16 protein-coding genes and 1 riboswitch are annotated in these 21,936 nt (G+C 63.6%); of the genes, 6 read left to right on the plus strand and 10 right to left on the minus strand.

Annotated features, from left to right (window positions below):
- Positions 1-84: 84 nt before the first annotated feature.
- The 9 genes from U1R88_RS23940 to U1R88_RS23980 all read right to left on the minus strand — a co-directional run bounded on the left by U1R88_RS23940 (position 85) and on the right by U1R88_RS23980 (position 14,278).
- The gene (locus U1R88_RS23940) at positions 85-1,263 is read right to left on the minus strand and encodes a YcaO-like family protein (protein ID WP_322433514.1); all 1,179 of its coding nucleotides are present in this window, start codon (positions 1,261-1,263) and stop codon (positions 85-87) included.
- Positions 1,264-1,293: 30 nt separating this feature from the next.
- Positions 1,294-1,920, minus strand: a complete 627-nt coding sequence (locus U1R88_RS23945; protein WP_322433515.1) for an FMN-binding negative transcriptional regulator — start codon at positions 1,918-1,920, stop codon at positions 1,294-1,296.
- Positions 1,921-2,072: 152 nt separating this feature from the next.
- Positions 2,073-2,525, minus strand: a complete 453-nt coding sequence (locus tag U1R88_RS23950; protein ID WP_068284078.1) for a hypothetical protein — start codon at positions 2,523-2,525, stop codon at positions 2,073-2,075.
- A gap of 72 nt (positions 2,526-2,597) precedes the next feature.
- Complete coding sequence (locus U1R88_RS23955; protein WP_322433516.1) at positions 2,598-4,436, minus strand: AfsR/SARP family transcriptional regulator; 1,839 nt, start codon at positions 4,434-4,436, stop codon at positions 2,598-2,600.
- A gap of 636 nt (positions 4,437-5,072) precedes the next feature.
- Positions 5,073-7,040, minus strand: coding sequence for a BTAD domain-containing putative transcriptional regulator (locus tag U1R88_RS23960; RefSeq protein WP_322433517.1), 1,968 nt, complete (start codon positions 7,038-7,040; stop codon positions 5,073-5,075).
- A 408-nt stretch (positions 7,041-7,448) separates the two neighbouring features.
- The gene (locus U1R88_RS23965; RefSeq protein ID WP_322433518.1) at positions 7,449-10,673 is read right to left on the minus strand and encodes an efflux RND transporter permease subunit; all 3,225 of its coding nucleotides are present in this window, start codon (positions 10,671-10,673) and stop codon (positions 7,449-7,451) included.
- A 15-nt stretch (positions 10,674-10,688) separates the two neighbouring features.
- A complete protein-coding gene (locus U1R88_RS23970; protein ID WP_322433519.1) occupies positions 10,689-11,855 on the minus strand; it encodes an efflux RND transporter periplasmic adaptor subunit in 1,167 nt (388 codons plus the stop codon).
- Between the two features lie 434 nt (positions 11,856-12,289).
- A complete protein-coding gene (locus U1R88_RS23975; protein WP_322433520.1) occupies positions 12,290-13,606 on the minus strand; it encodes a UDP-glucose dehydrogenase family protein in 1,317 nt (438 codons plus the stop codon).
- 117 nt (positions 13,607-13,723) lie between these two features.
- Positions 13,724-14,278 carry a histidine phosphatase family protein gene (locus U1R88_RS23980; protein WP_322433521.1) on the minus strand — a complete coding sequence of 185 codons (555 nt, stop codon included), beginning with the start codon at positions 14,276-14,278 and terminating at the stop codon, positions 13,724-13,726.
- 50 nt (positions 14,279-14,328) lie between these two features.
- Positions 14,329-14,459, plus strand: a riboswitch (cobalamin riboswitch).
- A 33-nt stretch (positions 14,460-14,492) separates the two neighbouring features.
- Between U1R88_RS23980 and U1R88_RS23985 the strand changes: the two genes are divergently transcribed.
- The 6 genes from U1R88_RS23985 to U1R88_RS24010 all read left to right on the plus strand — a co-directional run bounded on the left by U1R88_RS23985 (position 14,493) and on the right by U1R88_RS24010 (position 21,028).
- Positions 14,493-14,705, plus strand: coding sequence for a CbtB domain-containing protein (locus U1R88_RS23985; protein ID WP_068284091.1), 213 nt, complete (start codon positions 14,493-14,495; stop codon positions 14,703-14,705).
- Positions 14,706-14,723: 18 nt separating this feature from the next.
- Positions 14,724-15,488 (plus strand): CbtA family protein, encoded by a 765-nt coding sequence (locus tag U1R88_RS23990; RefSeq protein ID WP_322433522.1) that lies wholly within the window; start codon positions 14,724-14,726, stop codon positions 15,486-15,488.
- Positions 15,489-15,933: 445 nt separating this feature from the next.
- Positions 15,934-16,530 (plus strand): J domain-containing protein, encoded by a 597-nt coding sequence (locus U1R88_RS23995; protein WP_322433523.1) that lies wholly within the window; start codon positions 15,934-15,936, stop codon positions 16,528-16,530.
- Positions 16,531-16,855: 325 nt separating this feature from the next.
- Positions 16,856-17,842, plus strand: a complete 987-nt coding sequence (gene cobS / locus U1R88_RS24000) for a cobaltochelatase subunit CobS (protein ID WP_068284099.1) — start codon at positions 16,856-16,858, stop codon at positions 17,840-17,842.
- A gap of 124 nt (positions 17,843-17,966) precedes the next feature.
- Positions 17,967-19,856, plus strand: a complete 1,890-nt coding sequence (cobT, locus tag U1R88_RS24005; RefSeq protein WP_322433524.1) for a cobaltochelatase subunit CobT — start codon at positions 17,967-17,969, stop codon at positions 19,854-19,856.
- Positions 19,853-21,028, plus strand: a complete 1,176-nt coding sequence (locus U1R88_RS24010; protein ID WP_322433525.1) for a rhomboid family intramembrane serine protease — start codon at positions 19,853-19,855, stop codon at positions 21,026-21,028. Before cobT ends, U1R88_RS24010 begins: the two co-directional genes overlap by 4 nt.
- A 47-nt stretch (positions 21,029-21,075) precedes the next feature.
- Here the strand turns inward: U1R88_RS24010 and U1R88_RS24015 are convergent, their stop codons facing one another.
- Complete coding sequence (locus U1R88_RS24015) at positions 21,076-21,825, minus strand: SDR family NAD(P)-dependent oxidoreductase (RefSeq protein WP_322433526.1); 750 nt, start codon at positions 21,823-21,825, stop codon at positions 21,076-21,078.
- Between the last annotated feature and the right edge of the window lie 111 nt (positions 21,826-21,936).

The raw sequence follows: 21,936 nt of genomic DNA on the forward strand, positions 1-21,936 counted from the left end.
ACCCCCATGAGCGGGACTCCCGGAAAGACGCGCTTACCCTGCTTCTACATTGCCACTTCCGTCATTGCTCTCCGGCCGGCACGATCACACCACCGTTCCGACCAGGTCCTCCAGGCCGATATCGGAGACGCCGTCCTCCACGAAAGTCTTGAGGCCCGGCACCAGGGCGCGTACCACATGCACGCCCTCGACCGGCCCTGGAAGATCGAAAAGAAAGATCTCCGCATGGCCGGCCTCCGCGAGCTGGCCTGCGACGATGTCGAGTTGTGCGGCATGCGTCCGCTCTTCCGCTCGCAGTAGAGGCGGCTGGCGATGACGCTCGGCGAACTCGGCCAGACCGGGCGCGCCCGGATCCGAAGCGGGCAGAGTGTCGCCCCGCGTTTCGTAGAAATCCGGCTCGAGATCGTCGCGGGCCCCGCCAATATGGGTGAGCCGCGATTGCACCGCCTCCAGCAAGGCCGCCAGCGCAGCGGCTCCGGCATCGAGCCGGCAGGCCTCGCCCCCGGAAAAGCGCTCGCCGCCGCCCGCCTCGCCAACCACCGGCCGAACGATCGCGGCGCTGACCACCGGCAGGCCGAGGCGATTGGTCTTGTCGAAGAAGCGCGGCTCCAGCCCGGCGGCGCGCACCTTGGCGACAGCCTCGTCCAGTCCTGCATGCGCGCCGGCTTGCCAGCGCATTTGGCGCGACGTGGCCTCGAGATGGCCGAACGCATCGGAGAAGGTGGTCGCATCATGCTCCACCAGTTCCAGCAGAGCGGCCAGGGCGGCAAATTCGAAGCTCGGCCCGGCGGCAAGCCCCGCCGAGCTGATATGGAAGGCATCCCGATCCCAGGGAAACTCCTCGCGCATGTCGAGCCCGATGAGTTCATAGGGTGCGAAGACCGGCTCCCCGCTGCCATGGGCAATGCCGCGCACCCAGGCGCGTGGGGTCTCCTCGTCATAGGCTTCGGCCCGGAAACGCACGAGTTCTTCCAGCGGAACCAGGCTCCGGCCGCGGGCCAGCATCTCCTCCGCCGTGCCGAATTCGGCGATCAAAGCCTTGGTCTGCTCGGCGACGGCGCCTTCCACCGCCTCCATGATGGCGGATATGCGCGCCTGCTCATGCGTCAATCCCTTGCCCTGGCTCACGGCGATGGAGCGTGCATTGGGCCGGGTGGCAAACCAGACGGGAATGCCGACAATGTCGAGCTCTGTCAGGTCGCCCACCCGCGTGATGCCGAAGGGCACGAGAGGCGGACGATGGAAAGCAGATGCTGGCTTCATGGTTGGGGCGGTCATCAATCGATGAGCCGGCTATTTGATGGCATTGGTCATAAGGTCCGCCATGACCGCATCGCCCTCCACCGTCAAGCCTTCGATGACGCTGCTGCGATAGGGCTCCGGCCGGTTCTGGCTGAGCTTCCATTTGCCCTCGATGCTGGTAATCGCGATCTCCAGGCCGATAATGCCCTTGATCTGCCCCTTCATGAAGGATGGCGGCGCACTCTCGGCCTGCCAGGGCCGAGGCCGTCCGGCCTCGACCAGATTGGTCAGGGCGGTGACGTGCTCGCGCAGCCAGCGCGGATTCTCCGTTGATCTCAAGCGGCCATGCACATGGACGGTGACATAGTTCCAGGTCGGCACGGCCTTGCCGCCCTCCACCTTGTCGACATACCAGCTCGGCGTGATGTAGTGCATCGGCCCCTGGAAGATCGCCAGTACCTCCAGGGCCGGGTCGTGATCGACGGCCATATGATTGTTGCGGTTGAGATGCCCCCGCAACACGCCCTTGCGCCCCTTGTCGGCCACCAGGAACAGGGGAATGTGATTGGCCTGAAGGCGCCCCCGCTCATGGGTGACGACCGTCGCCAGCGGATGATCGCGCATCAAGGCGTGGAGTACATCCACGCGCTCTTCCCGGAAATATCGAGGGTTATACAAGCCTCACCTCATACTTCCACGAACTCGGCATCGCAAAACAGAACCGAACCGTTTGGAGCAAAGCACGATATCCGAAATCGCACTTTGCCCCAGCTCGCGATCTTGACGCATTGCCTCGATCAACAAGTCCGTCAACGTCCTTGAAAAATGCCCTAGCAGGCAAAATCGTCGGCATTGCCGTCATCGAGCAGCACCGCATCCTGCAGATTGTTGCCGGTTCTCTGCGTTAGATAGCAAAGCGCCATTTTCAGGGAACGGTTTCGGCCTCGGACGGCTTCGATCGCCGTAGCCGACATGTTCGTGCCGAACGAAAACTCCAGATTGCTCAGTTCCGCACCGGCCTCGGCAAGCGAGGCGATGCCGACGATATTCTCGGGCTCAAGCGGCTTGCCTTCACCATTGGCAGCGCGGTGGTCGGCAATCACCCGCCAGCAGAGGGCGGCGACCGCCGCATAGCCATCGCAATTGTTCTCCTTGCCAAAACGACGGACCTCCTTGTCGGGAATCCGAACGATGCGGATGGGACTCATCTTGATCAGGAAGACGCCGACGCCCCTGTCGCCAATGATGTAGATATGATCTCGATCTCGCCTTATTCCAGCCATGCCACCCTCTCTTGAGTAAATTTACGGTTTTAAGTTTTCTTATTATGAAATTAAGAAGAAGCATCCTGCGAATTAACTTATCCCAGCCACCCTAAGCCCGCGCACAATAACCTCTTTCATGTTTCCTTTCTTATCCGGCGTAAGATTTACAACATCCGCCGCGGTGATTCCGGGATACATATCCTTCAAACGCGCACCATAGCTCCTGGCAATTTCCCTGTTGCCGAGATTGCCATGGCATATTGCCAATATCCTCAGGACGGACTGATCGTTCTCCATTTTGCCGCACATGTCGATCGCCCCGTCGAAGTCCTCGCGAAAATAGGCAATCGTGGCCCCACCCCACCAATAGCGGTCGGGCGGGAAGGGGTTGAGTTCGATGGCGCGCTGAAACCTCTGCCAGCCCGCGTCGGGATCGCCCAGATGCGCCAGGGTGTCGCCATGCGATTCCAACAGGTCGGCCGAATTGGGATTGAGCGTCTCGGCTTCCAGGAATTGCTCCGCCGCCTTGTCGTAGTCGCGCTGATGCAGCGCAATCACCGCCGACATCCAATGACCGACACTGTTGCCCGCATCGATGTTGATTGCCGCCTCGGCTTCGTGACGGGCCTGCATCAGGAGTGAAGGGTCGTTCGCTCCCAGCATGAGCCATTCCAGCTGCAGCGCATTGGAGACCGCCCCCCTCGCGCCGGCGAAATCCATATCGATCGCCGCCGCTTTCTGAAACTCCACTCTCGCGCGCCGCAGGCGCGGCAGGTCGCAATTCTTGAACAGGAGGTGCCCTTCCAGATAGTGGCGATAGGCAAGCGGCTTGGGATCGGCCCGCAGGCGGTCGAGCTGGTCCCTCTCGATTTCGCTCGCCAGCGTCACCGCGATCCGATGCGAGATCATGCGGAAGGCAACGACCAGATCCTCCAGTTCCACCCGATATTCCGCCGCCCAGATGATCTCATCGCCGGGATTGCGGGTCAGGCGCAGGGCCATCTTCTCGCTCCCGGGCACCAGAAAGCCGGTGACGAGATAGCCCGAGCGCAGCGCGGCCAGTCTTTCACGATCCCCGGTATCGGCCACGTCGAAACTGCTATGCGGCGCCGTCACCGCAAAGGTGGCGTGACGCGACAGGCTGTTGGCGACGTCCTCGATCAGCATGCGATAGAGGGGATGCAGGGTCTCTCCCGGCCGCGGCTGCGGCGGGAACAGGGAGACGCGCGGCAGGCCCGCCAGATTGCGCAGAGCCGGAGGTTGGACAGCCTGCTCGATCGCCGCCGACACCTCGGCTTCCGCGACGACCTGCAGCCGAGGGCGGGGAGCGTTCGCCAGGATACGCCGCATCGTGGCCACCGTTTCCGGCCTCGGTTCGATGCCGAATTCATCGCGCAAGGTCTTTTTCAGATCGTCGAAGACACGGTTGGCTTCCTCGATATCGCCGATCCGGCCATAGGCCTCCATCAGTGCGCGGAAACTCTCCTCCCGCTCCGGTTCCAGCGCCAGCATGCGCTCGCCGATCTCATCGATGTCGCTCTTCTTGGCACGGGCGAACTGTGTCATCTCCATGAGCACCTCGCCCGCCAGCCCCAGAACCTGGCGACGAAAGCGTTCGCGCTCGCTGCGGAACCATTGCGACAGATCGGGCCCGCCGCTGTCGATCGTGTCGAGCAAGTCCCCCTTCACCAGCCTGACGACGGCCACGCGCTCGGCCAGCACCTGGGATTTGCGGCGCACCATGATCTGGGCAAGGTCGCTGCGGGCGGCTCCAGGTCCGGCCATCAGATTGGAGCCTTCCACCTCGACCAGCGGCTCGTCCAGCGGCCAGAACCTGTTGATGCGGGCCAGCAATTGCCGGAGATTGGTGAGGGCCTTCTCTTCGGGAGCATCGTCCCACAGCAACGCGGCAATAGTCTGCCGGCTCATCCGCCGGCTGCCGGAAAGCAACAGCATCGCAATGAGAACATATCCCTTGCCCGGAAACACGCCCTCCATTGGTTTGGCAACATACGGCACGCCCACCAAATGAAGAACAATGTCGTCCTCAGCGTCCATTCGACTATCCTCGCCTGGGGAGTCTGGTCCGGCATCCCATGCATGCCACCACCACTTGCCAGATCCCCGCCGTTCCCATCACAAATCTCGTGATTCGGAATGAGAACCTTCGGGCCATGCCCGACCTATGCGTCACATCTACTACTTGTTCGTCAAACACATTGAAGTCAACAAGTCCAATCTGATTCCTCACCAGACTTCACGCCCGAGTCACACAGAAACGGAATCATGAATATCACATCACCCTCGATCAAGAAGTTCATTTATAAAATGATGACAAGGAATGATCTCTGCGCCTATACCTTAAATTATATGATTAAGCTTGAAATTATAAAATAAATCATAATTCAATTCTTTAAATAAAGCAGCCGAACAAAGTCAGACGCAGGAAAATATCGAGCACCGCACACCGACAATACATTTAAGGAAGCCAATCGCTTGAAACTTCGGGTATCCGCGCGGCCGACTGGACTCTTCTTGGTTTCCCCCGCGCCAGCCGCCTCTTCTTCAGGAAAGGCCGGCGAGGCGCAGGCCCTGGGCACAGAACTCGACGTCCTCCTGGCGGCGATCCGGTGCCAGGCGTGCAAGGTCGAGGGCGGACATGCCCGGATAGGTGTCCATGACCCGCCGCCCATAGTGACGGGCCATCGCGGTATCGCCGACGAAGCCATGGCCCATGGCCAGCACCCGGATGGCCGATTCGTCGTTCTCCATCCGGGCGCACAGCTCGATTGCTTCCTCGAAGCGCCGGCGACGGATGGCGATGGTGGCACCGGACCACCAATAATAATCCGGCGGGAAGGGGTTGAGTTCCAGGGCCCGCTGGAAGCGCTCCCAGCCCAGTTCCGGCTCGCCAAGGTGGGAAAGCGCATCGGCGTGGTGAACCAGCAGATCGGCCGAATGCGGGTTGAGGACCTCCGCCTCCATGAACTTTTCGGCGGTGTAGTCGAAATCATGCTGATAGAGCGCCACCACGGCCGACATCCAATGGCCCGTGCCGTGACCAGGATCGATCTTCATCGCCAGATCCGCTTCCGCCCGGGCCTTGTTGAGCAGGGATGGATCCGTGCCCCCCAGCATCAGCCATTCGAGTTGCAGGGTCTGGGCAATGCGGGCGCGCGAGGGCGCGAAATCCCCGTCTTCCTCGGTAGCCAGCTTGAACTCGGCCCGCGCCCGGCGCAGACGGGCGAGGTCGAAGCTGTGTAGGCGGGCCTGTCCTTCGAGATAATGGCAATAGGCCGCCGGCTTGGGATCGGCGCGGGCGCGATCGAGCTGGTCGCGTTCGATCTCATTGGCAAGGGTGGCGGCGATCTGCCGCGTGATCAGCCGGAAGGAAAGCGCCAGCCGCTCGGGCGAAACCAGATATTCGGCGGCCCAGACGATTTCCTCATCCGGCTGCCGTGTCAGCCGCAGGGCCATGCGCTCGCTGCCCGGCACCATGAAGCCGGTGATCAAATAAGCACAGCCCAGGCTGGCAAAGCGCCTGGCATCGCCCGCATCGGCGACATGGAAACTGCTATGCGGTGCGAGAACCGCGAAAGTACGGTGGCGCGACAGGTCGTTGGCAACGTCCTCGATCAGGGCCCGATGCAGGGGATCCAGCATGCGACCGGGTATCGGGCGCGGCGGAAACAACGCCACTCGCGGCAAGCCAGGCAGGCGAGGCGCGGCAGGGTTCGTCTGAAGCGGGCGTTCATCCGGCACATTGCGCGTTTCTCTGCTCACCTGCACCCGCGGCTGCGGCGCGCTGGCGAGAATGCGACGCACGGTGGCTATAGTCTGGGGCCGGGGCTCCGTTCCGAATTCGCGACGAAGCATGTCGGTCAGGCCGGCATGAACCCGATTCACCGCCGGAATGTTGCCGTTGCGGCCATAGGCTTCGATCAGGACGCGGTAGCTCTCCTCCCGTTCCGGCTCGAGCGCGAGCATGACCTCACCGATGAGATCGATCTCTCGTTCGGGCGCACGACCGTAGCGGGTCATCTCGACCAGGACCTCGGAGGCCAGGGTGAGCACGATGCGGCGGAAGCGTTCGCGTTCACTGCGGAACCATTGCGACAATTCGGGACCGCCCGAATCCATGCTGTCGAGCAAATCGCCCTTGGCGAGCAGGGCGGCCTGCACCCTCTCGGCCAGCACGCCCGATTTCGCCAGTCGCAGGAGCGCGGCAAGGTCACTACGGTCCGCGCCGGGTCCAGCCGCCAAGTGGGGCCCGCTGGTCTCCACCAGGGGATCGGCATAGGGCCACGTCCGATGGATGCGGACGAGAAGTTGGCGCAGATTGGTGAGGGCCTTTTCCTCGGGCGCATCGTCCCAAAGCAGGGCGGCGATGGCCTGGCGGCTCATGCGTCGGCTGCCGGCCAGCAGCAGCATGGCGACCAGGACATAGCCCTTGGCGGGAAACACCCCCTCTCCCGCCACCGTGAGATGGGGAATACCGACCAGGCGAAGCGCTATGAAAGGCTTGTCATCCATCTTACCCACCACGACCTCGGCACCTCCTGAGAGGTGCAACGCTAGAGAGTCTCGATGGTGAAGATCACACGCATGAAGCCACACACAGCCTCACGTCAGTAACGACGTCGGTGCCGATCTTCTCCTCATCGAGACCCAGGCCGGATGAACTGCCTCAGCGCGACAAAGCTGCCGGGGCCCACGTACATCTGAGTATCGTCAGAACGATCCGCGACTACGCCGCCGAACCGTGCTGCGCAGTTGAGAATGGTCAACATTGTGTGACGAGTCAATCAAAGGGACTGCAAAGCCTCTTTGCTCGCCCCATTCCCTATCATAGTACCCCAGAACGAGAGCGGTTTGGCGTGTCATCCTTGGCGGGCCGGCATGCCCGCCACCAAGGGCTGAATCCTGGGACCGCAGCCGGCCTCAGCTTCCTTCCGGCTCGCCCATCGTCGCCGCCGTCACCGTCGAAGGCTTGGGCTTCTCGCGGAAGAGCTTGCGCACGATCAGGCGGATGGTGACGTAGAACACCGGCGTGAGGAAGAGACCGAGGAAGGTCACGCCACTCATGCCAAAAACCACGGCCGTGCCGATGGCCTGGCGCAGTTCCGAACCAGGGCCGGTGGCGATCATCAGCGGCACTGCGCCGAGGATGAAGGCGAAGGAGGTCATCAGGATCGGGCGCAGGCGCAACCGGCAAGCCTCGACCACCGCCTGCCAGGGCGTGTCGCCGTGGTCCTCGCGCTGGCGCGCGAACTCGACGATCAGAATGGCGTTCTTGGCGGCGAGGCCGATCAGCATGACGAAGGAGATCTGCGTCATGATGTTGTTGTCCATCACCTTGAACCACCAGCCGCCGAAGATCGGCAGGCCGCGTGCCATGCCCCCTAGCAGCGCCGCCAGGATGGAAAGCGGCACGATCAGGATGATGGCGAGCGGCAGCGACCAACTTTCATACTGGGCGGCCAGGAACAGGAAGACGAACAGCACGGCGATGCCGAACACGAAATAGATCGTGTTGCCGACCGAGCGTTCCTGGAAGGCGATCTCGGTCCATTCATAGCCCACGCCCGGCGGCAGCACCTCGGCCGCCGCCTTCTCCATCAGGTCGAGCGCCGTGGTGGAGGACACGCCGGGCAGGCCCGAGCCGCTGACATAGGCGGCCGGATAGAGATTGTGGCGCATCACCGTGTCGGGGCCGGTGCGTTCCTCGAAGGAGATCAGCGAGCCGAGCGGCACCAGGGCACCGGTGCTGCTGCGCACCTTGAGGCGGACGAGATCCTCCTTGTTGAGGCGGTCGCGCCCTTCGGCTTGGGCATTCACCTGAAAAGCACGACCCAGGCGCGTGAAGTCATTGACATAGGCCGAGCCGACATAGACCTGCATCGCCTCGAAGATGTTGCCGATCGGCACGTTGAGCATGCGCGCCTTGATGCGGTCGACATTGACGAAGAGCTGCGGGCCATTGTTGGACAGCGTGGTGTAGACCTGGGTGAGGCCCGGCGTCTGATTGGCCTTGCCGATCAGGGCATTGGCGGCCTGCATCAGCGCCTCAGGCCCGACGCCGCCGCGATCCTGCACCTGCATCTTGAAGCCGGCGCCGGTGCCGAGCCCCTGGATGGTGGGTGGCGGAATCACGAAGACGAAGCCCTCCTCGATGGCGAAGACGCGCTTTTGCAATTCACCCACGATGGCCTGCGCCGACAATCCCTCCTTCAGGCGTTCGTCGAACGGCTTGAATGGCACGAAGATGGTGGCCGCATTCGAAGCGGCGGTGAAGGTCGCGCCCGAGAAGCCGGCGACACCGATGACATGGGCAACGCCCGGGCTGCCTGCCGCGATCTGCTGCGCCTTGCGCACCACGGCGTCGGTGCGTTCCAGCGACGCACCGTCGGGCAACTGCACCACTACGATGGCGTAGCCCTGGTCCGATTCCGGCACGAAGCCCGTCGGCACCTTGGTGTAGACATAGAAGGTGGCGTAGAGCAGGCCTCCATAAATGGCCAGGAACAACAGCTTGTGGCGAGCGGCAAAGCCGACTGAACCGCCATAGCCGCGCGACATCCTGTCGAAGCCACGGTTAAAGCCGTCGCCCGCTGCCCGGAGCCAACGGAACAGGAAGAAGCGGCTGCGATGCTCCGGGTCATGCGGCTTGAGCAACAGGGCGGCGAGCGCCGGCGACAAGGTCAGCGAGTTGAAGGCCGAGATCACCGTGGCGGCCGCGATTGTCACCGCGAACTGCTGGTAGAACAGCCCCGATATGCCCGGAATGAAGGCGGTCGGCACGAACACCGCGCACAGCACCAGGGCGATGGCGATCACGGCGCGGCCGACCTCGTCCATGGTGACATGGGCGGCCCGGTTGGGCGTCATGCCGTCATGGATGTTGCGCTCGACATTCTCCACCACCACGATGGCGTCGTCGACCACGATGCCCACCGCCAGGATCAGCCCGAACAGTGTGAGCATGTTGAGCGAGAAGCCGAGCCCCGCCATCACCGCGAAGGTGCCGATGATCGAGACGGGAATGGCGATGATCGGGATGATCGCTGCGCGCCAGGATTGCAGAAAGACGAAGACGACGATCACCACCAGCACGATCGCCTCGAAGAAGGTCTCGTAGACGGCTTCGATCGAGGCGGAGACGAATTCGGTGGGGTTGTAGACGATGGAATATTTCAGCCCCGGCGGAAAGGCCTTGGCCAGATCGTCCATCTTGGCCTTGACGCGATCGGCGGTCGCAAGCGCATTGCTGCCCGGACGCTGCAGCACGGCGATGCCCACCGTCGGCTGGCTGTCGAGATAGAGGTTGGAACTGTACTGTTTGGCGCCGACCTCGACGCGGGCGACGTCCCTCAGCTTGAGCAGGCGGCCATCCGGGGTCGACTTGATGATGACGTTCCGAAACTGCTCGGCGTCCTGGAAACGGCCCTGGGTGGTGACCGTGATCTCGCTGGTGGTGTTGTTGGGTGAGGGTTGGGCACCGAGCGTGCCGCCGGAGACCTGCACGTTTTGCTCGCGCAGGGCCTGGACGACCTCACCCGCCGTCAAATCGAAGCTGGCAAGCCGGTTCGGATCGAGCCAGACGCGCAGCGAGGGTTCGCGCAGGCCGAAGGCGAAGGTCGAGCCGACACCGTCGACGCGGGCCAGGATGTCGTTGACGTTGAGAATGGCATAGTCGGAGATGCCATAGTCGTTCAGCGAATTATCCGGCGAATAGAGCGTGACGATCAAGAGGAAGTCGGAAGACGACTTGTTGACCGTGATGCCGAGAGCCCGCACCTCGGCCGGCAGGCGCGGCTCCGCCGAGGAGACGCGGTTCTGCACCTGCACCTGGGCGATATCGAGATCGGTGCCGGTGGCGAAGGTGACGGTGATCTGCAGCGAGCCGTCATTGGTGGCCTGGGAGGTCTGATAGATCATCCCTTCCACGCCGTTGATCGACTGCTCCAACGGCGCCGCCACCGTCTCGGCGATGGTCTGGGCATTGGCGCCGGGATAGGTGGCGTTGATCACCACCGTCGGCGGGGCAATCTGCGGGAACTGGGCGATCGGCAGGCCGACATAGGAAACGAGCCCGATCACCACCGTGACGATCGAGACGACGGCGGCAAAGATCGGGCGGTCGACGAAGAAATGGCCGAATTTCATGGGCTGCGCTCCCGATCAGTTCGGGTCGGGAACGAGCGTTTCCGGCACGTCCAGCTTGGTGGGTTGCGGCACGACCTCGCCGCCCGGGCGGGCGCGCATCTGGCCGTTGATCAGCACCTGGTCCTCGGGCTTGAGGCCCGACTTGATCACGCGGAAGCTGCCGAATTTCGGGCCGAGTTCCACCACGCGCGGATTGGCGATCTTGTCGGCGCCGACCACGATGACGGTGCGCCCCTGTGCCGACTGGCTCACCGCTACATCCGGCACGACCAGCGCCTCGTAGGGCTCGCCGATGGTGATGCGGATGCGCCCGAACAGGCCCGATGTGAGGAAGCCATCGGGATTGTCCACCTTGGCGCGGGCCGTAACGGTGCCGGTCTGGGCGTCGACCTGGGGCGCGATATAGTCGAGCGTGCCCTTATGGGAGAACCCCTTCTCGTCCGACAGGCCGATCTCGACCTTCAGCGTGGGATCCTTACCGCCGCTATCCAGCTTGCCCTTGGAGGCGCGCTGATAGGCAAGGTAGCTCGCTTCGTCGAGATCGAAGTAGAAAAAGATCGGATCGACTGCGACGATCGACGCCAGCGGCGAGGTCGAGTTGGCCACCACCAGATTGCCGCGCGAGACGAACTGGCGGGTAATCCTGCCCGAGATCGGTGCGGTGATGGTGGCATAGTTGAGGTCGAGCTTGGCGGTTGCCAGGGCCGCATTGGCCGAATCGATCGAGGCCGCCGCCTCCTGATAGGCCTGGAGGTTGGCCTGATAGGTCGCGTCGGTGACGTTGCCACTCTTCTTCAGCGCCTCGGCGCGCGCCAGATTGGCCTGGGTCAGGTCGATCCTGGTCTGCGTGATCTTCACCTGGGCGGCCGCCTGGTCGACCGCAGCCTGGAACGGACGCGGATCGATCGCGAACAGCACATCGCCCTCTTTGACGAGGGAACCTTCCACGAAGCTCGACTTGTCTAGATAGCCGGTGACGCGCGAGGTGATGTTCACCTGCGGCCAGGCCTGGAAACGGCCGGTGAATTCCAGCGCTTCAGTGATCTTGCGTTTGACCGGATTGGCCACCGTAACCGGCATGGCCGGCATCTGCTGGGCAAGCGCGGTGCCCATCCCCTCGACGGCCGTCAATGCCAGCACGCCGGCGGCCAGCCGACTCAATTTGCGACGCAACCTCGACATGAACATCCTCGCAAGCAAAGCGCCTCAGCCAAGCCGCCCGCATGGCTAATGGCCTTGTCGCGGGCACTGGAACTGGCGTCTGAAAATTTTGCAGGATTTCCCAGCCTGCACCGCCAGGGCAGGTTCGGAGATCCTGTTCAGCGCTCCACCGGCCGGAATCGCGGTCGAATCGCCGTGTAAGCCTTATAGTATGATAATTCTTAGCGCTTTGATCCAATCAAGATCGGCGCCCTGCAACCATGAGTTGGGACTTGATGCAAATCCGCAACAGGCCTGTGATTTCTCGCGCCTGCGCTTGAGAGCCGTAGAGCTGCATTCGGTTGTGTGCGAAGCCGGGCGTGCTGGCCCGCCCCAAACGAGGCGAAGCCCTCCCCAGCCTTCTCAAGCCAGCCGCGGCTGCGCCCGGTCGCGCAAATATCCGGGGCTTCGTCAGCTCAGGGCACAGTCCCCTCGCGCCCGATGCTCTCATAGCGGAAGCCGTACCGCTTCATGTCTTCGAGCCGGTAGATGTTGCGCAGGTCCACGATCACCGGGCGGGTGAGCAGGTTCTTGACCCGCTCGAGGTCGAGCGCCCGGAACTCGTCCCATTCAGTGACGATCACTGCGACATCGGCGCCATCGAGGCAGTCATAGGCACTGGAGCGATAGTCGACATCGCTCAGAACCTTGCGGGCCTCCTCCATCGCCTGGGGATCATAGGCCCGCACCCGTGCGCCCTTGTCCTGCAAGGCGAGCACGATCGGAATCGAGGGGCTGTCGCGCATGTCATCGGTGTTCGGCTTGAACGCAAGGCCGAGCAGGGCCACCGTCTTGCCGGCGATGTTGCCGTCCAACGCCGCGATGACGCGGCGTGCCATCGCCGCCTTGCGGGCATCGTTGACCCCGACCACCGCCTCCACGATGCGCAGTGGCACGCCATGCTCCTGGCCGGTGCGCAGCAACGCGAGCGTATCCTTGGGAAAGCACGAACCGCCGAAGCCCGGCCCGGCATGCAGGAATTTGGAACCGATGCGGTTGTCGAGACCGATGCCGCGGGCCACCTCCTGCACGTTGGCACCAGCCTTCTCGCACAGGTCAGCGATCTCGTTGATGAAGGTGACCTTGGTCGCCAGGAAGGCGTTGGCGGCATATTTGATCAGTTCGGAGGTGCGCCGGGCCGTGAACAGCAGCGGCCCCTGGTTGAGATGGAGCGGGCGGTAGACCTCGCCCATCACTTCGCGGGCGCGCTGCTCCTCAGTGCCGACCACGATGCGGTCCGGGCGCTTGAAATCCTCGATCGCCGCGCCTTCGCGCAGGAATTCGGGGTTCGACACCACGCTGACATCGGCATCCGGCCTGACCTCGCGGATCAGCCGCTCGACCTCGTCGCCAGTGCCGACCGGCACGGTCGACTTGGTCACCACCACCGTGAAGCCCTCGACCGCCGCGGCGATCTCGCGCACCGCGCCATAGACATAAGACAGGTCCGCATGCCCGTCGCCGCGGCGCGAGGGAGTACCGACAGCCAGGAACACCACGGCCGCATCGCGCACGGCGGGGGCGAGCTCGGTGGTGAAGGACAGGCGCTTCTCGCGCACATTGCGCGCCACCAGATCGTCGAGGCCCGGCTCGTAGATCGGCATGCGCCCGGCCAGCAAGCCCTCGATCTTGGCCGGATCCTTGTCGACGCAGGTGACGACATGGCCGAAATCGGCGAGGCAAGCCCCCGTCACCAGGCCAACATAACCCGTACCGATCATTGCAACGCGCATGACATCAATCCTGTTTGGGCGACTAACCCGTCAGAGCCGTGTCTACAAAAGGCCCGGCGACATGCCAATGACGAAAAAGGAAAAGCAGCTCTGCCGGAGGGCCTTGCCGAGACGCCTCTACGCCCCTAGCCGCAGCGACCAGCCGCGGGCGGAAGGCCTGAGATCAGCGCTCGCCAGCGGGCCGGCCTCGATGCGCCAGAAGGAACGAGGCTCGCTGCCGAGGACATGAACGATCGCCGCGCGCAGCACCGAGGCATGGGTAACGGCCAGCGTGTAGCCCTCGAACCGCCCGCCATCGAGCCAGGCACCGACCCGTGCAATCACGGCCGCAATGCTCTCACCGCCATGCGGGCAGGCCTGCGGATCGGTCAGCCACGCCCCAAGCGCTTCGGGCTCGGCGGCGGCCACCGCCTCCAGGCCAAGCCCCGCCCAGCGGCCATGGTCGCATTCGCGCAGGACCTCGTCGATTTCAGGATCGAGGCCGAGGGCATGCGCCGTCTGGCGGGCCCTGAGCGCCGGACTGCTCAGGACGCGGGTCGCCTTGGCGAAACGTCCCTGCTGGTCCCGAGCCGCCTTCTCCCCCCTCGCGTCGAGCGCCTCGTCGAGTGGAAACCCCGCCGCACGCAGTGCGGGCGTCGCTCCATGGCACAGCAGGATCAGGCGTGGCGTCATGAAGGCAATTCCCCAAGATAAAGTCGCTTCCAGAATATTGACATATCCGTGACTTGCGCTCTTATGGAAGAGCTTTGCCAAGGGTGGGAAGCCGGTGGAATTCCGGCACGGTCGCGCCACTGTGAACGGCGGCGCTGCGGCGTCAATCCGGAAGTCAGACCTCTTCCAAGGCAGCATGACTCGTAACGGGACGCGTAATCCCAAGGAGCTTTTCATGACCACCGCAACTCTGGCACCCGTCGCCCAGCAGCCGATCGCCATCCCGGTCCGCGAGATCCTGCCCTGGGCGCTCTTCACTGTGCTCCTGGCTGTGCTCGCCATCTATTTCGTTGGCGCCGAACAGGGCGCAACCTCGCTGATTCCCGGCGTCTACATCCACGAATTCGTGCATGACGCCCGCCATCTGCTCGGCTTCCCCTGCCACTAGGGCGCATAGGCACACGACATGGTTAGATCGCTTTTGATCCGGGGGATGCTGATCGGCATCCTGGCCGGACTGTTTGCGTCCGGCTTCGCCTGGGTGTTCGGTGAGCCCCAGGTCGACGCCGCCATCGCTTTCGAGGAAAGCCACGCCTCAGAGCCGGCTCCGACGGCTGCCCCGACGCCCGGCGCCGCGCAGGCGGCCGCGGCCCACGATCATGAGGAAGAGCCGGTCAGCCGGCCGGTCCAGGCCAGCTACGGCCTCGTCACCGGCATGGTCGTCTATGGCGCAGCGCTCGGCGGCATCTTCGCCCTGATCTTTGCCTTCGCGCAGGGCCGGATCGGCAGCCTCAGCCCGCGCGCAACCGCCGGATTAATCGCCCTCGTCGGCTTCGCCGCCATCATGGTGGTGCCACAGATCAAATATCCTGCCAACCCGCCGGCCGTCGGCAATCCCGACACCATCGGCCTGCGCACCGCCTTCTATTTCGGCTTGATCCTGCTGTCCCTCGTGACGATGGCTGCGGCTCTCGGCACCGCGAACCGGCTCGCTGCCAGCCTCGGCCGCTGGAACGCCAACCTCGTGGGGGCGGCAGCCTATCTGGTGGTGATGGTCGTGGCCATGCAGATCCTGCCGACGGTCAACGACATCCCGGCCGATTTTTCGGCCACGGTGTTGTGGAAGTTCCGCATCGCCTCGCTCGGCATTCATGCCGTGCTGTGGGCGACGCTCGGGATCGCCTTCGGCATTGCAGCACAGAAATTGCTGCAAGCCCCCGCCCGCCGCTGAAAAGAAGCCGGGCACCGCGTCAAACGTCGCATTTTTACAACACTGGCTCGATTTCAGGCCGGTTTTCAAAATTTATTTCATTTCGCACTTGCGAAATGAACCGATGAGGATCAGTTTAGGGACGTGGCGGATGCGCCTTTGCGCTCCTCCACTGCCCTCCTTGGGCGTTTCCTCCCTAAGACTTGGGCCGCCATTGGGCGGCCTCTTTCTTTTTTGGGTCGACAGACCCCATATTTCAGATTGTGCAGCGGCATTCCGCCTTCGATTAACCCCTGAGCAAAGCGTGTTCAGGTATGAACGCTTGTCGCTCTCGCTGTTTGGTTTCACGCGTCTTTGCGATTTGATGTGCTTCGTTCGATTTACAAAACGCTCTTGCGTCCAAGCTCGCGCTTGCCCATTTGTGTTCACCCTCGCATAGTGTGTCATTATGGATCTGGACTCGCCCTTGTTTGATCGCATCCGGGTGCGCCCAAGGGCCGAAGAGGTCCAGCCGGCGAGCGTACGGCTATGCGAACATGCCGGTTGCCGGAACGCCGGCGAATTTCGTGCGCCCAAGGGGCGCAACCGCGAAGGCCAGTTCTGGCATTTCTGCCTGGAACACGTGCGCGACTACAACAAGACCTACAATTATTTCGCCGGCCTGCCGGACGACTCGGTCAGCGCCTATCAGCGCGATGCCGCCACCGGCCATCGCCCGACCTGGACGATGGGGGTCAATCCCTGGTCCAAGAAGCGCGGCGAAGGGCCGCAACCCGGCCCCGAGATCCATGACGGCTTCGGTTTCTTCGACGAGGATCACGGCTTCCGCCGCCCGCAAGGAACGCCCGAACCCGAGAGGCGGCGACTGAAATTGCTGGAGCGCAAGGCCCTTGACGCGCTCGATCTGCCGGAAACCGCCAGCGGCCCCGAAATCAAGGCGCGCTACAAGACGCTGGTCAAACGTCTCCATCCCGATGCCAATGGCGGGGATCGATCCAGCGAAGATAAATTGCGCGGGATCATCCAGGCCTATAATACGCTGCGTAGCGCCGGGCTCTGCTAAGGTGCGTCGTCAGCTATGGTTTGGAGCAAGATGAGGTCAAAAATGGTTGGATGGGAGGAGCAAGCGCTGCCAAGACTTCTGTCTTGGCAAGCGAAGCGACGCTGCAGACGACCATTTTTCACCTCACCGCTTCGCGGCGGGGCGCTTTTGGCCGATGAGTACGTCGGGTTTCGTAGCAAGCCGCAAGGCTTGCGTCCTCACCCTCCTTCTCCTCGGCCAAAATCGCTCCCGTCTAGCCCAAACCATAGCTGACGACGCACCCTGAGCGACGCATAAGAAGAGGATTGTCGGCTGCGCCGCCCTGGCGCCAGCCAAGGAAGGCATAATGACTGACGCAACGACACCGGCCAATCTGCCGGACATCATGGTTTCGGCCAAAAAGCTGTTTGGTTTCGATACGGATCTCGAAGTACCGGCCTATTCCCAGTCCTCCGACCACGTCCCGGACCTCGATCCCGATTATCTTTTCGACAAGCCGACGACCCTGGCGATCCTGGCGGGCTTTGCCCATAATCGCCGCGTGATGGTCACGGGCTATCACGGCACGGGCAAATCGACGCATATCGAGCAGGTCGCCGCCCGTCTCAACTGGCCCTGCGTGCGCATCAATCTCGACAGCCATGTCTCGCGTATCGACCTCGTCGGCAAGGACGCGATCGTCCTCAAGGACGGCAAGCAGGTCACCGAGTTCCGCGACGGCATGCTGCCCTGGGCCCTGCAGAACAACATCGCCCTGGTGTTCGACGAATATGACGCCGGCCGTCCCGACGTGATGTTCGTGATCCAGCGCGTGCTGGAAATCTCCGGCAAGCTCACCTTGCTCGACCAGAAGCGCGTGATCCGCCCTCATCCGGCCTTCCGCCTGTTCGCCACCACCAACACGGTGGGCCTGGGCGACACTTCTGGCCTCTATCACGGCACCCAGCAGATCAACCAGGGCCAGATGGACCGCTGGTCGATCGTCACCACGCTGAACTATCTGCCGCATGACAAGGAAGTCGACATCGTGCTGGCCAAGGCCAAGCACTATCAGAAGAGCCCGAACGGCCGCGACATCGTCAACAAGATGGTGCGCGTCGCCGATCTCACCCGCAACGCCTTCATGAACGGTGACCTCTCCACCGTGATGTCGCCGCGCACGGTGCTGACCTGGGCCGAGAACGCCAATATCTTCCACGATATCGGCTTTGCCTTCCGCGTTACCTTCCTCAACAAGTGCGACGAGCTCGAACGCAGCCTCGTGGCCGAGTTCTACCAGCGCGCCTTCGGCGCGGAGCTGGCCGAAAGCTCGGTCAACGTCGCGTTGACGTGATCCGGGAGCGCGGACGTCCCCATGACACTCAAGCGAGTGTTGGACAATCCGCCCCTGGAAACACCACGCTCGTAAGAGAGGAAGAGCGGACGAGAACGTCCGCGCTCCCAGGATTGACGGCATCATGACCACGACGAACCGCAAGCCCGGCGAAAAGCCCAAGGACGTTCCCAACGACGCCTTCAAGCGTTCGGTGGCCGGGGCCCTGCGCGCCATCGCCCGCAAGCCGGATCTCGAAGTGACCTTCGCATCGGAAAAGCCGATGCTGATGGCCGACAAGGCGCGCCTGGCCGAACCGCCGCGCAAGCTCGACGCCCATGTCGCGGCGATCGTGCGCGGCCAGGCCGATGCGATGGCGCTCCGTCTCGCCTGCCATGACCCGGCAGTGCATCGCCGCCACGCCCCGCAGAACGAGCAGGCGCGCAGCGTGTTCGATGCCGTCGAGCAGGCCCGCTGCGAGTCGATCGGTTCACGCCGCATGGCCGGGGTGGCCAACAACCTCACCGCCATGCTCGAGGACCGTTATTTCCGCGGCGGCAAATATGAGGACATCCGTGTCCGCGAGGAAGCGCCGGTCGAGGATGCCCTCGCCTTGATGGTGCGCGAGAAGCTGACCGGCCTCGCCCCGCCCGAGCCGGCCCGCAAGCTGGTAGACCTGTGGCGCCCGCTGATCGAAGAGAAGGCCGGCAAGGACCTCGCCCGCCTCGACAGCGTGATCGAGAACCAGCGCGCCTTCGCCCGCGCCATGAACGACCTCCTGACCCATATGGGCCTGTCCGAGGAAGCGCAGGCGGATAGCGACGATTCCGACGATCGCGAAAACGACGCCGAGAGCGAGCAGGAAGGCGAGAACCAGGAGAACCAGGGCGAGGTCCAGGACGATTCCGAATCCATGAAGCTCGAGGAGACCGAGAGCGAGGACGAGGAATCCCAGGACGGCGAGACACAGGACGCCGAATCGCCCTCCTCCGACCTGCCGGACGATACCGAGACGGGCGATGCCGAGGAGGCAGCCCAACCCTGGCGGCCGCCCGAGCATCGCGACAATGAGCGGCGCGCCAGCGACTACAAGGCCTTCACCACCCGCTTCGACGAAATCGTCGAAGCGGCGGATCTGTGCGACCCCGAGGAACTCGATCGCCTGCGAGCCTATCTCGACAAGCAGCTTTCCAGCCTGTCGGGCGTGGTGGCGCGCCTGGCCAACCGGCTGCAGCGCCGCCTGATGGCGCAACAGAACCGCTCCTGGGATTTCGATCTCGAGGAAGGCATGCTCGATCCGGCCCGCCTGTCGCGTGTCATCATCGACCCGACTTCCGCGCTCTCCTTCATGCGCGAGCGCGACACCGATTTCCGCGACACGGTGGTGACGCTCTTGATCGACAATTCCGGCTCGATGCGCGGACGCCCGATCACGGTGGCCGCGACCTGCGCGGACATTCTCGCCCGCACGCTGGAACGCTGCGGCGTGCGCGTGGAGATCCTGGGCTTCACCACGAGAGCCTGGAAAGGCGGCCAGTCGCGCGAGAGCTGGCTGCAGGCCGGCAAACCGGCGTCCCCCGGCCGCCTCAACGACCTCCGGCACATCATCTATAAATCGGCCGACGCGCCCTGGCGCCGGGCTCGCAAGAGCCTCGGTCTGATGATGCGCGAAGGGCTGCTCAAGGAGAATATCGACGGCGAAGCGCTGGCCTGGGCGCATCAGCGCCTGCTCGGGCGCTTCGAAAGCCGGCGCATCCTGATGGTGATCTCGGACGGTGCCCCGGTCGACGATTCGACCCTGTCGGTCAACACCGGCAATTACCTGGAGCGCCACCTGCGCTGGGTGATCGAGGATATCGAGACGCGCTCGCCGGTAGAGCTGATCGCCATCGGCATCGGCCATGACGTCACGCGCTATTACAAGCGCGCCGTCACCATCGTCGATGCCGAGGAACTCGGCGGCGTCATGACCGACAAGCTCGCCGAACTCTTCGAGGAAACCGGGGCGTCGGGCTCGCGCCGAGCCGCGGCGTGAGCTCCCGGCAGCCGCCTCTGTGGCATCGCGCCCTGTTCGGGCCGATGCCCCTGGCCTACCCCCTGGCGGCGGTCTGCGCCAGCCTCTATTTGGTGGCTGCGCTGTTCACGGCCTGGCTGGCCGGCTCGCCCGAGAATCTCGCGCGGATACTCTGGCAGCCTTCGCAGGGGATCCTCTACACGCTCGGCATCGGCGGCCAGGTTCCCTTCACCCAGGGGCGGATGTGGACCTTGTTCACCGCGCCCTATCTGCATGGCAGCCTGCCGCATCTGGCGTTGAACCTGTTCTCGCTGTTTCAGGTCATGCCGATGGTGGAGCGGACCTATGGGCGGCTGCGGGCCTTCGTGATCTATGCCATCGGCGGTATTGCCGGGGCCGTCGCGTCGGTGCTGTGGGGCGAGGTGTTTTCCCTCGGCGCTTCCGGGGCGATCTTCGGGCTGCTCGGTGCCATCGTATTGTATGGCGCCCGGCGGGGCGACGCCTTCGGCCGGGCCCTGATGACCAATGCCGCCTTCTGGGCCGGCCTCAACTTCCTCTACGGGCTCCTCAATCCCGGCATCAGCAATGCAGGCCATTTCGGCGGCTTCCTCGGCGGCCTGGCCGCCGCCGTGCTCATCACCCGTCGTATCGGTCCCTTCCAGGAACCCCGTCGTCTTGCCTTCACGCTTGCCAGTCTGGCGTTGCTCGCCCTGGCTTTCGGCCTTGGCAACACGACCTCCCGGGTCTGGCTGTTCAGCACGAATGACCAGAACGCCGCGACGAAAAGCGTCGAGGACCTCCAGGACCAAGCCGACGCGGTTCTTGCTGTCGACCCGAACAATGCGGATGCCCGCCTGCTGCGTGCCCTCGTGCTGGCCCAGCGCGACGACTATGAGGGCGCTCTCCGGGAAGTGGACCTTGCAATCAAGGGCGGACGCAACGACGCCGTGACGCTCAACCTGCGGGCCTGGTCCCTGTTCAAGCTCGGCCGCGCCGAAGAGGGGCTGGCGGATGCCGAGGCCGCGGTCAAGGCGGCGCCTGACGAAGGCGCCATCCTCGACACCCGCGCCCATATCTACGAAGTCTTGGGCCGGCGCGAGGAGGCGATCGCGGACTACAAGGCTGCCCTGCGCCTGATCCCGAACGAACCCGAAACCCAGGCGGGCCTGAAACGGCTGACAGGCGGAGATTGAGGGCGGAACGCTCTGGCCGGCGTCCCACCCTCGCCTGAGCCCGCTGTCTATCGGACGCCACCGGAGACCGCCAGCACCTCGCCGGTCAGCCAGCCGGATTCGCCCGAGGCCAGGAAGACCGCGACGGGCGCGATGTCCCCGGGCTGGCCGATGCGTCCCAGCGGAGTCTGGGCCACGGTCTGGCTTTCCAGGTCGCCGCCGATGAAGCCGGCGGCGTGCACGCCCTCCGTCTCCACCATGCCGGGGTTGATCGAATTCACCCGGATCTTCCTGGGGCCGAGTTCCTTGGCCAGCACCCGGGTGATCGAGGTCACCGCCCCCTTGGTGGCGGTGTAGACCGATGTGGCCGGGAAATTCACGTCGGTCGCAACCGAGCCGATATTGATGATGCTGCCGCCCTCGGGGCCGAAATGCTTCTCCGCCTCCTGGCTGGCCAGCAGCAGCCCGAGCACATTGGTGTTGAACTGGCGATGGAACTCGGCTTCCGTCACCTCTTCGAGCGGTGCGAAGGCATAGACGCCGGCATTGTTCACCAGGACGTCGAGCCGGCCATAGGCCTTCTCGGCCTCGACGAAGATGGCCTTCACCTCTTCCGCCTTGGAGACGTCGCCCTTGACGGCGATCGCCTTGCCGCCCTTGGCGGTGATCTCGGCGACGACCTTCTCGGCTCCATCCCGGCTCGAGGCATAATTCACCACGACGGCGGCGCCTTCGGCCGCCAGGCTTTTCGCAATACCCGCGCCGATGCCCTTAGAGGCACCGGTAACCACGGCGACCTTACCTGCCAATCTGCTCATCGAATATCTCTTGGTTCGAGTGACAATGATTCGATAGTTAGATAATCATCGAAACGAAACAAGAGCGAGCGATGGAAAATTTTACGAGCAGGCTGAAGGAGGAAGGTGCTT

This window comes from Labrys sedimenti (assembly GCF_034424805.1).
Lineage (GTDB): Bacteria > Pseudomonadota > Alphaproteobacteria > Rhizobiales > Labraceae > Labrys > Labrys sedimenti.

Bases quoted from the DNA above. Each gene is read 5' to 3' on its own strand.
- U1R88_RS23980 (WP_322433521.1), bottom strand. From the start codon at position 14,278: ATGACGCCACGCCTGATCCTGCTGTGCCATGGAGCGACGCCCGCACTG.
- U1R88_RS23960 (WP_322433517.1), bottom strand. From the start codon at position 7,040: ATGGATGACAAGCCTTTCATAGCGCTTCGCCTGGTCGGTATTCCCCAT.
- U1R88_RS23985 (WP_068284091.1), top strand. From the start codon at position 14,493: ATGACCACCGCAACTCTGGCACCCGTCGCCCAGCAGCCGATCGCCATC.
- U1R88_RS23990 (WP_322433522.1), top strand. From the start codon at position 14,724: ATGGTTAGATCGCTTTTGATCCGGGGGATGCTGATCGGCATCCTGGCC.
- U1R88_RS23970 (WP_322433519.1), bottom strand. From the start codon at position 11,855: ATGTCGAGGTTGCGTCGCAAATTGAGTCGGCTGGCCGCCGGCGTGCTG.
- U1R88_RS24015 (WP_322433526.1), bottom strand. From the start codon at position 21,825: ATGAGCAGATTGGCAGGTAAGGTCGCCGTGGTTACCGGTGCCTCTAAG.
- U1R88_RS23940 (WP_322433514.1), bottom strand. From the start codon at position 1,263: ATGAAGCCAGCATCTGCTTTCCATCGTCCGCCTCTCGTGCCCTTCGGC.
- U1R88_RS23950 (WP_068284078.1), bottom strand. From the start codon at position 2,525: ATGGCTGGAATAAGGCGAGATCGAGATCATATCTACATCATTGGCGAC.
- cobT (WP_322433524.1), top strand. From the start codon at position 17,967: ATGACCACGACGAACCGCAAGCCCGGCGAAAAGCCCAAGGACGTTCCC.
- U1R88_RS23955 (WP_322433516.1), bottom strand. From the start codon at position 4,436: ATGAGCCGGCAGACTATTGCCGCGTTGCTGTGGGACGATGCTCCCGAA.
- cobS (WP_068284099.1), top strand. From the start codon at position 16,856: ATGACTGACGCAACGACACCGGCCAATCTGCCGGACATCATGGTTTCG.
- U1R88_RS23965 (WP_322433518.1), bottom strand. From the start codon at position 10,673: ATGAAATTCGGCCATTTCTTCGTCGACCGCCCGATCTTTGCCGCCGTC.
- U1R88_RS23975 (WP_322433520.1), bottom strand. From the start codon at position 13,606: ATGCGCGTTGCAATGATCGGTACGGGTTATGTTGGCCTGGTGACGGGG.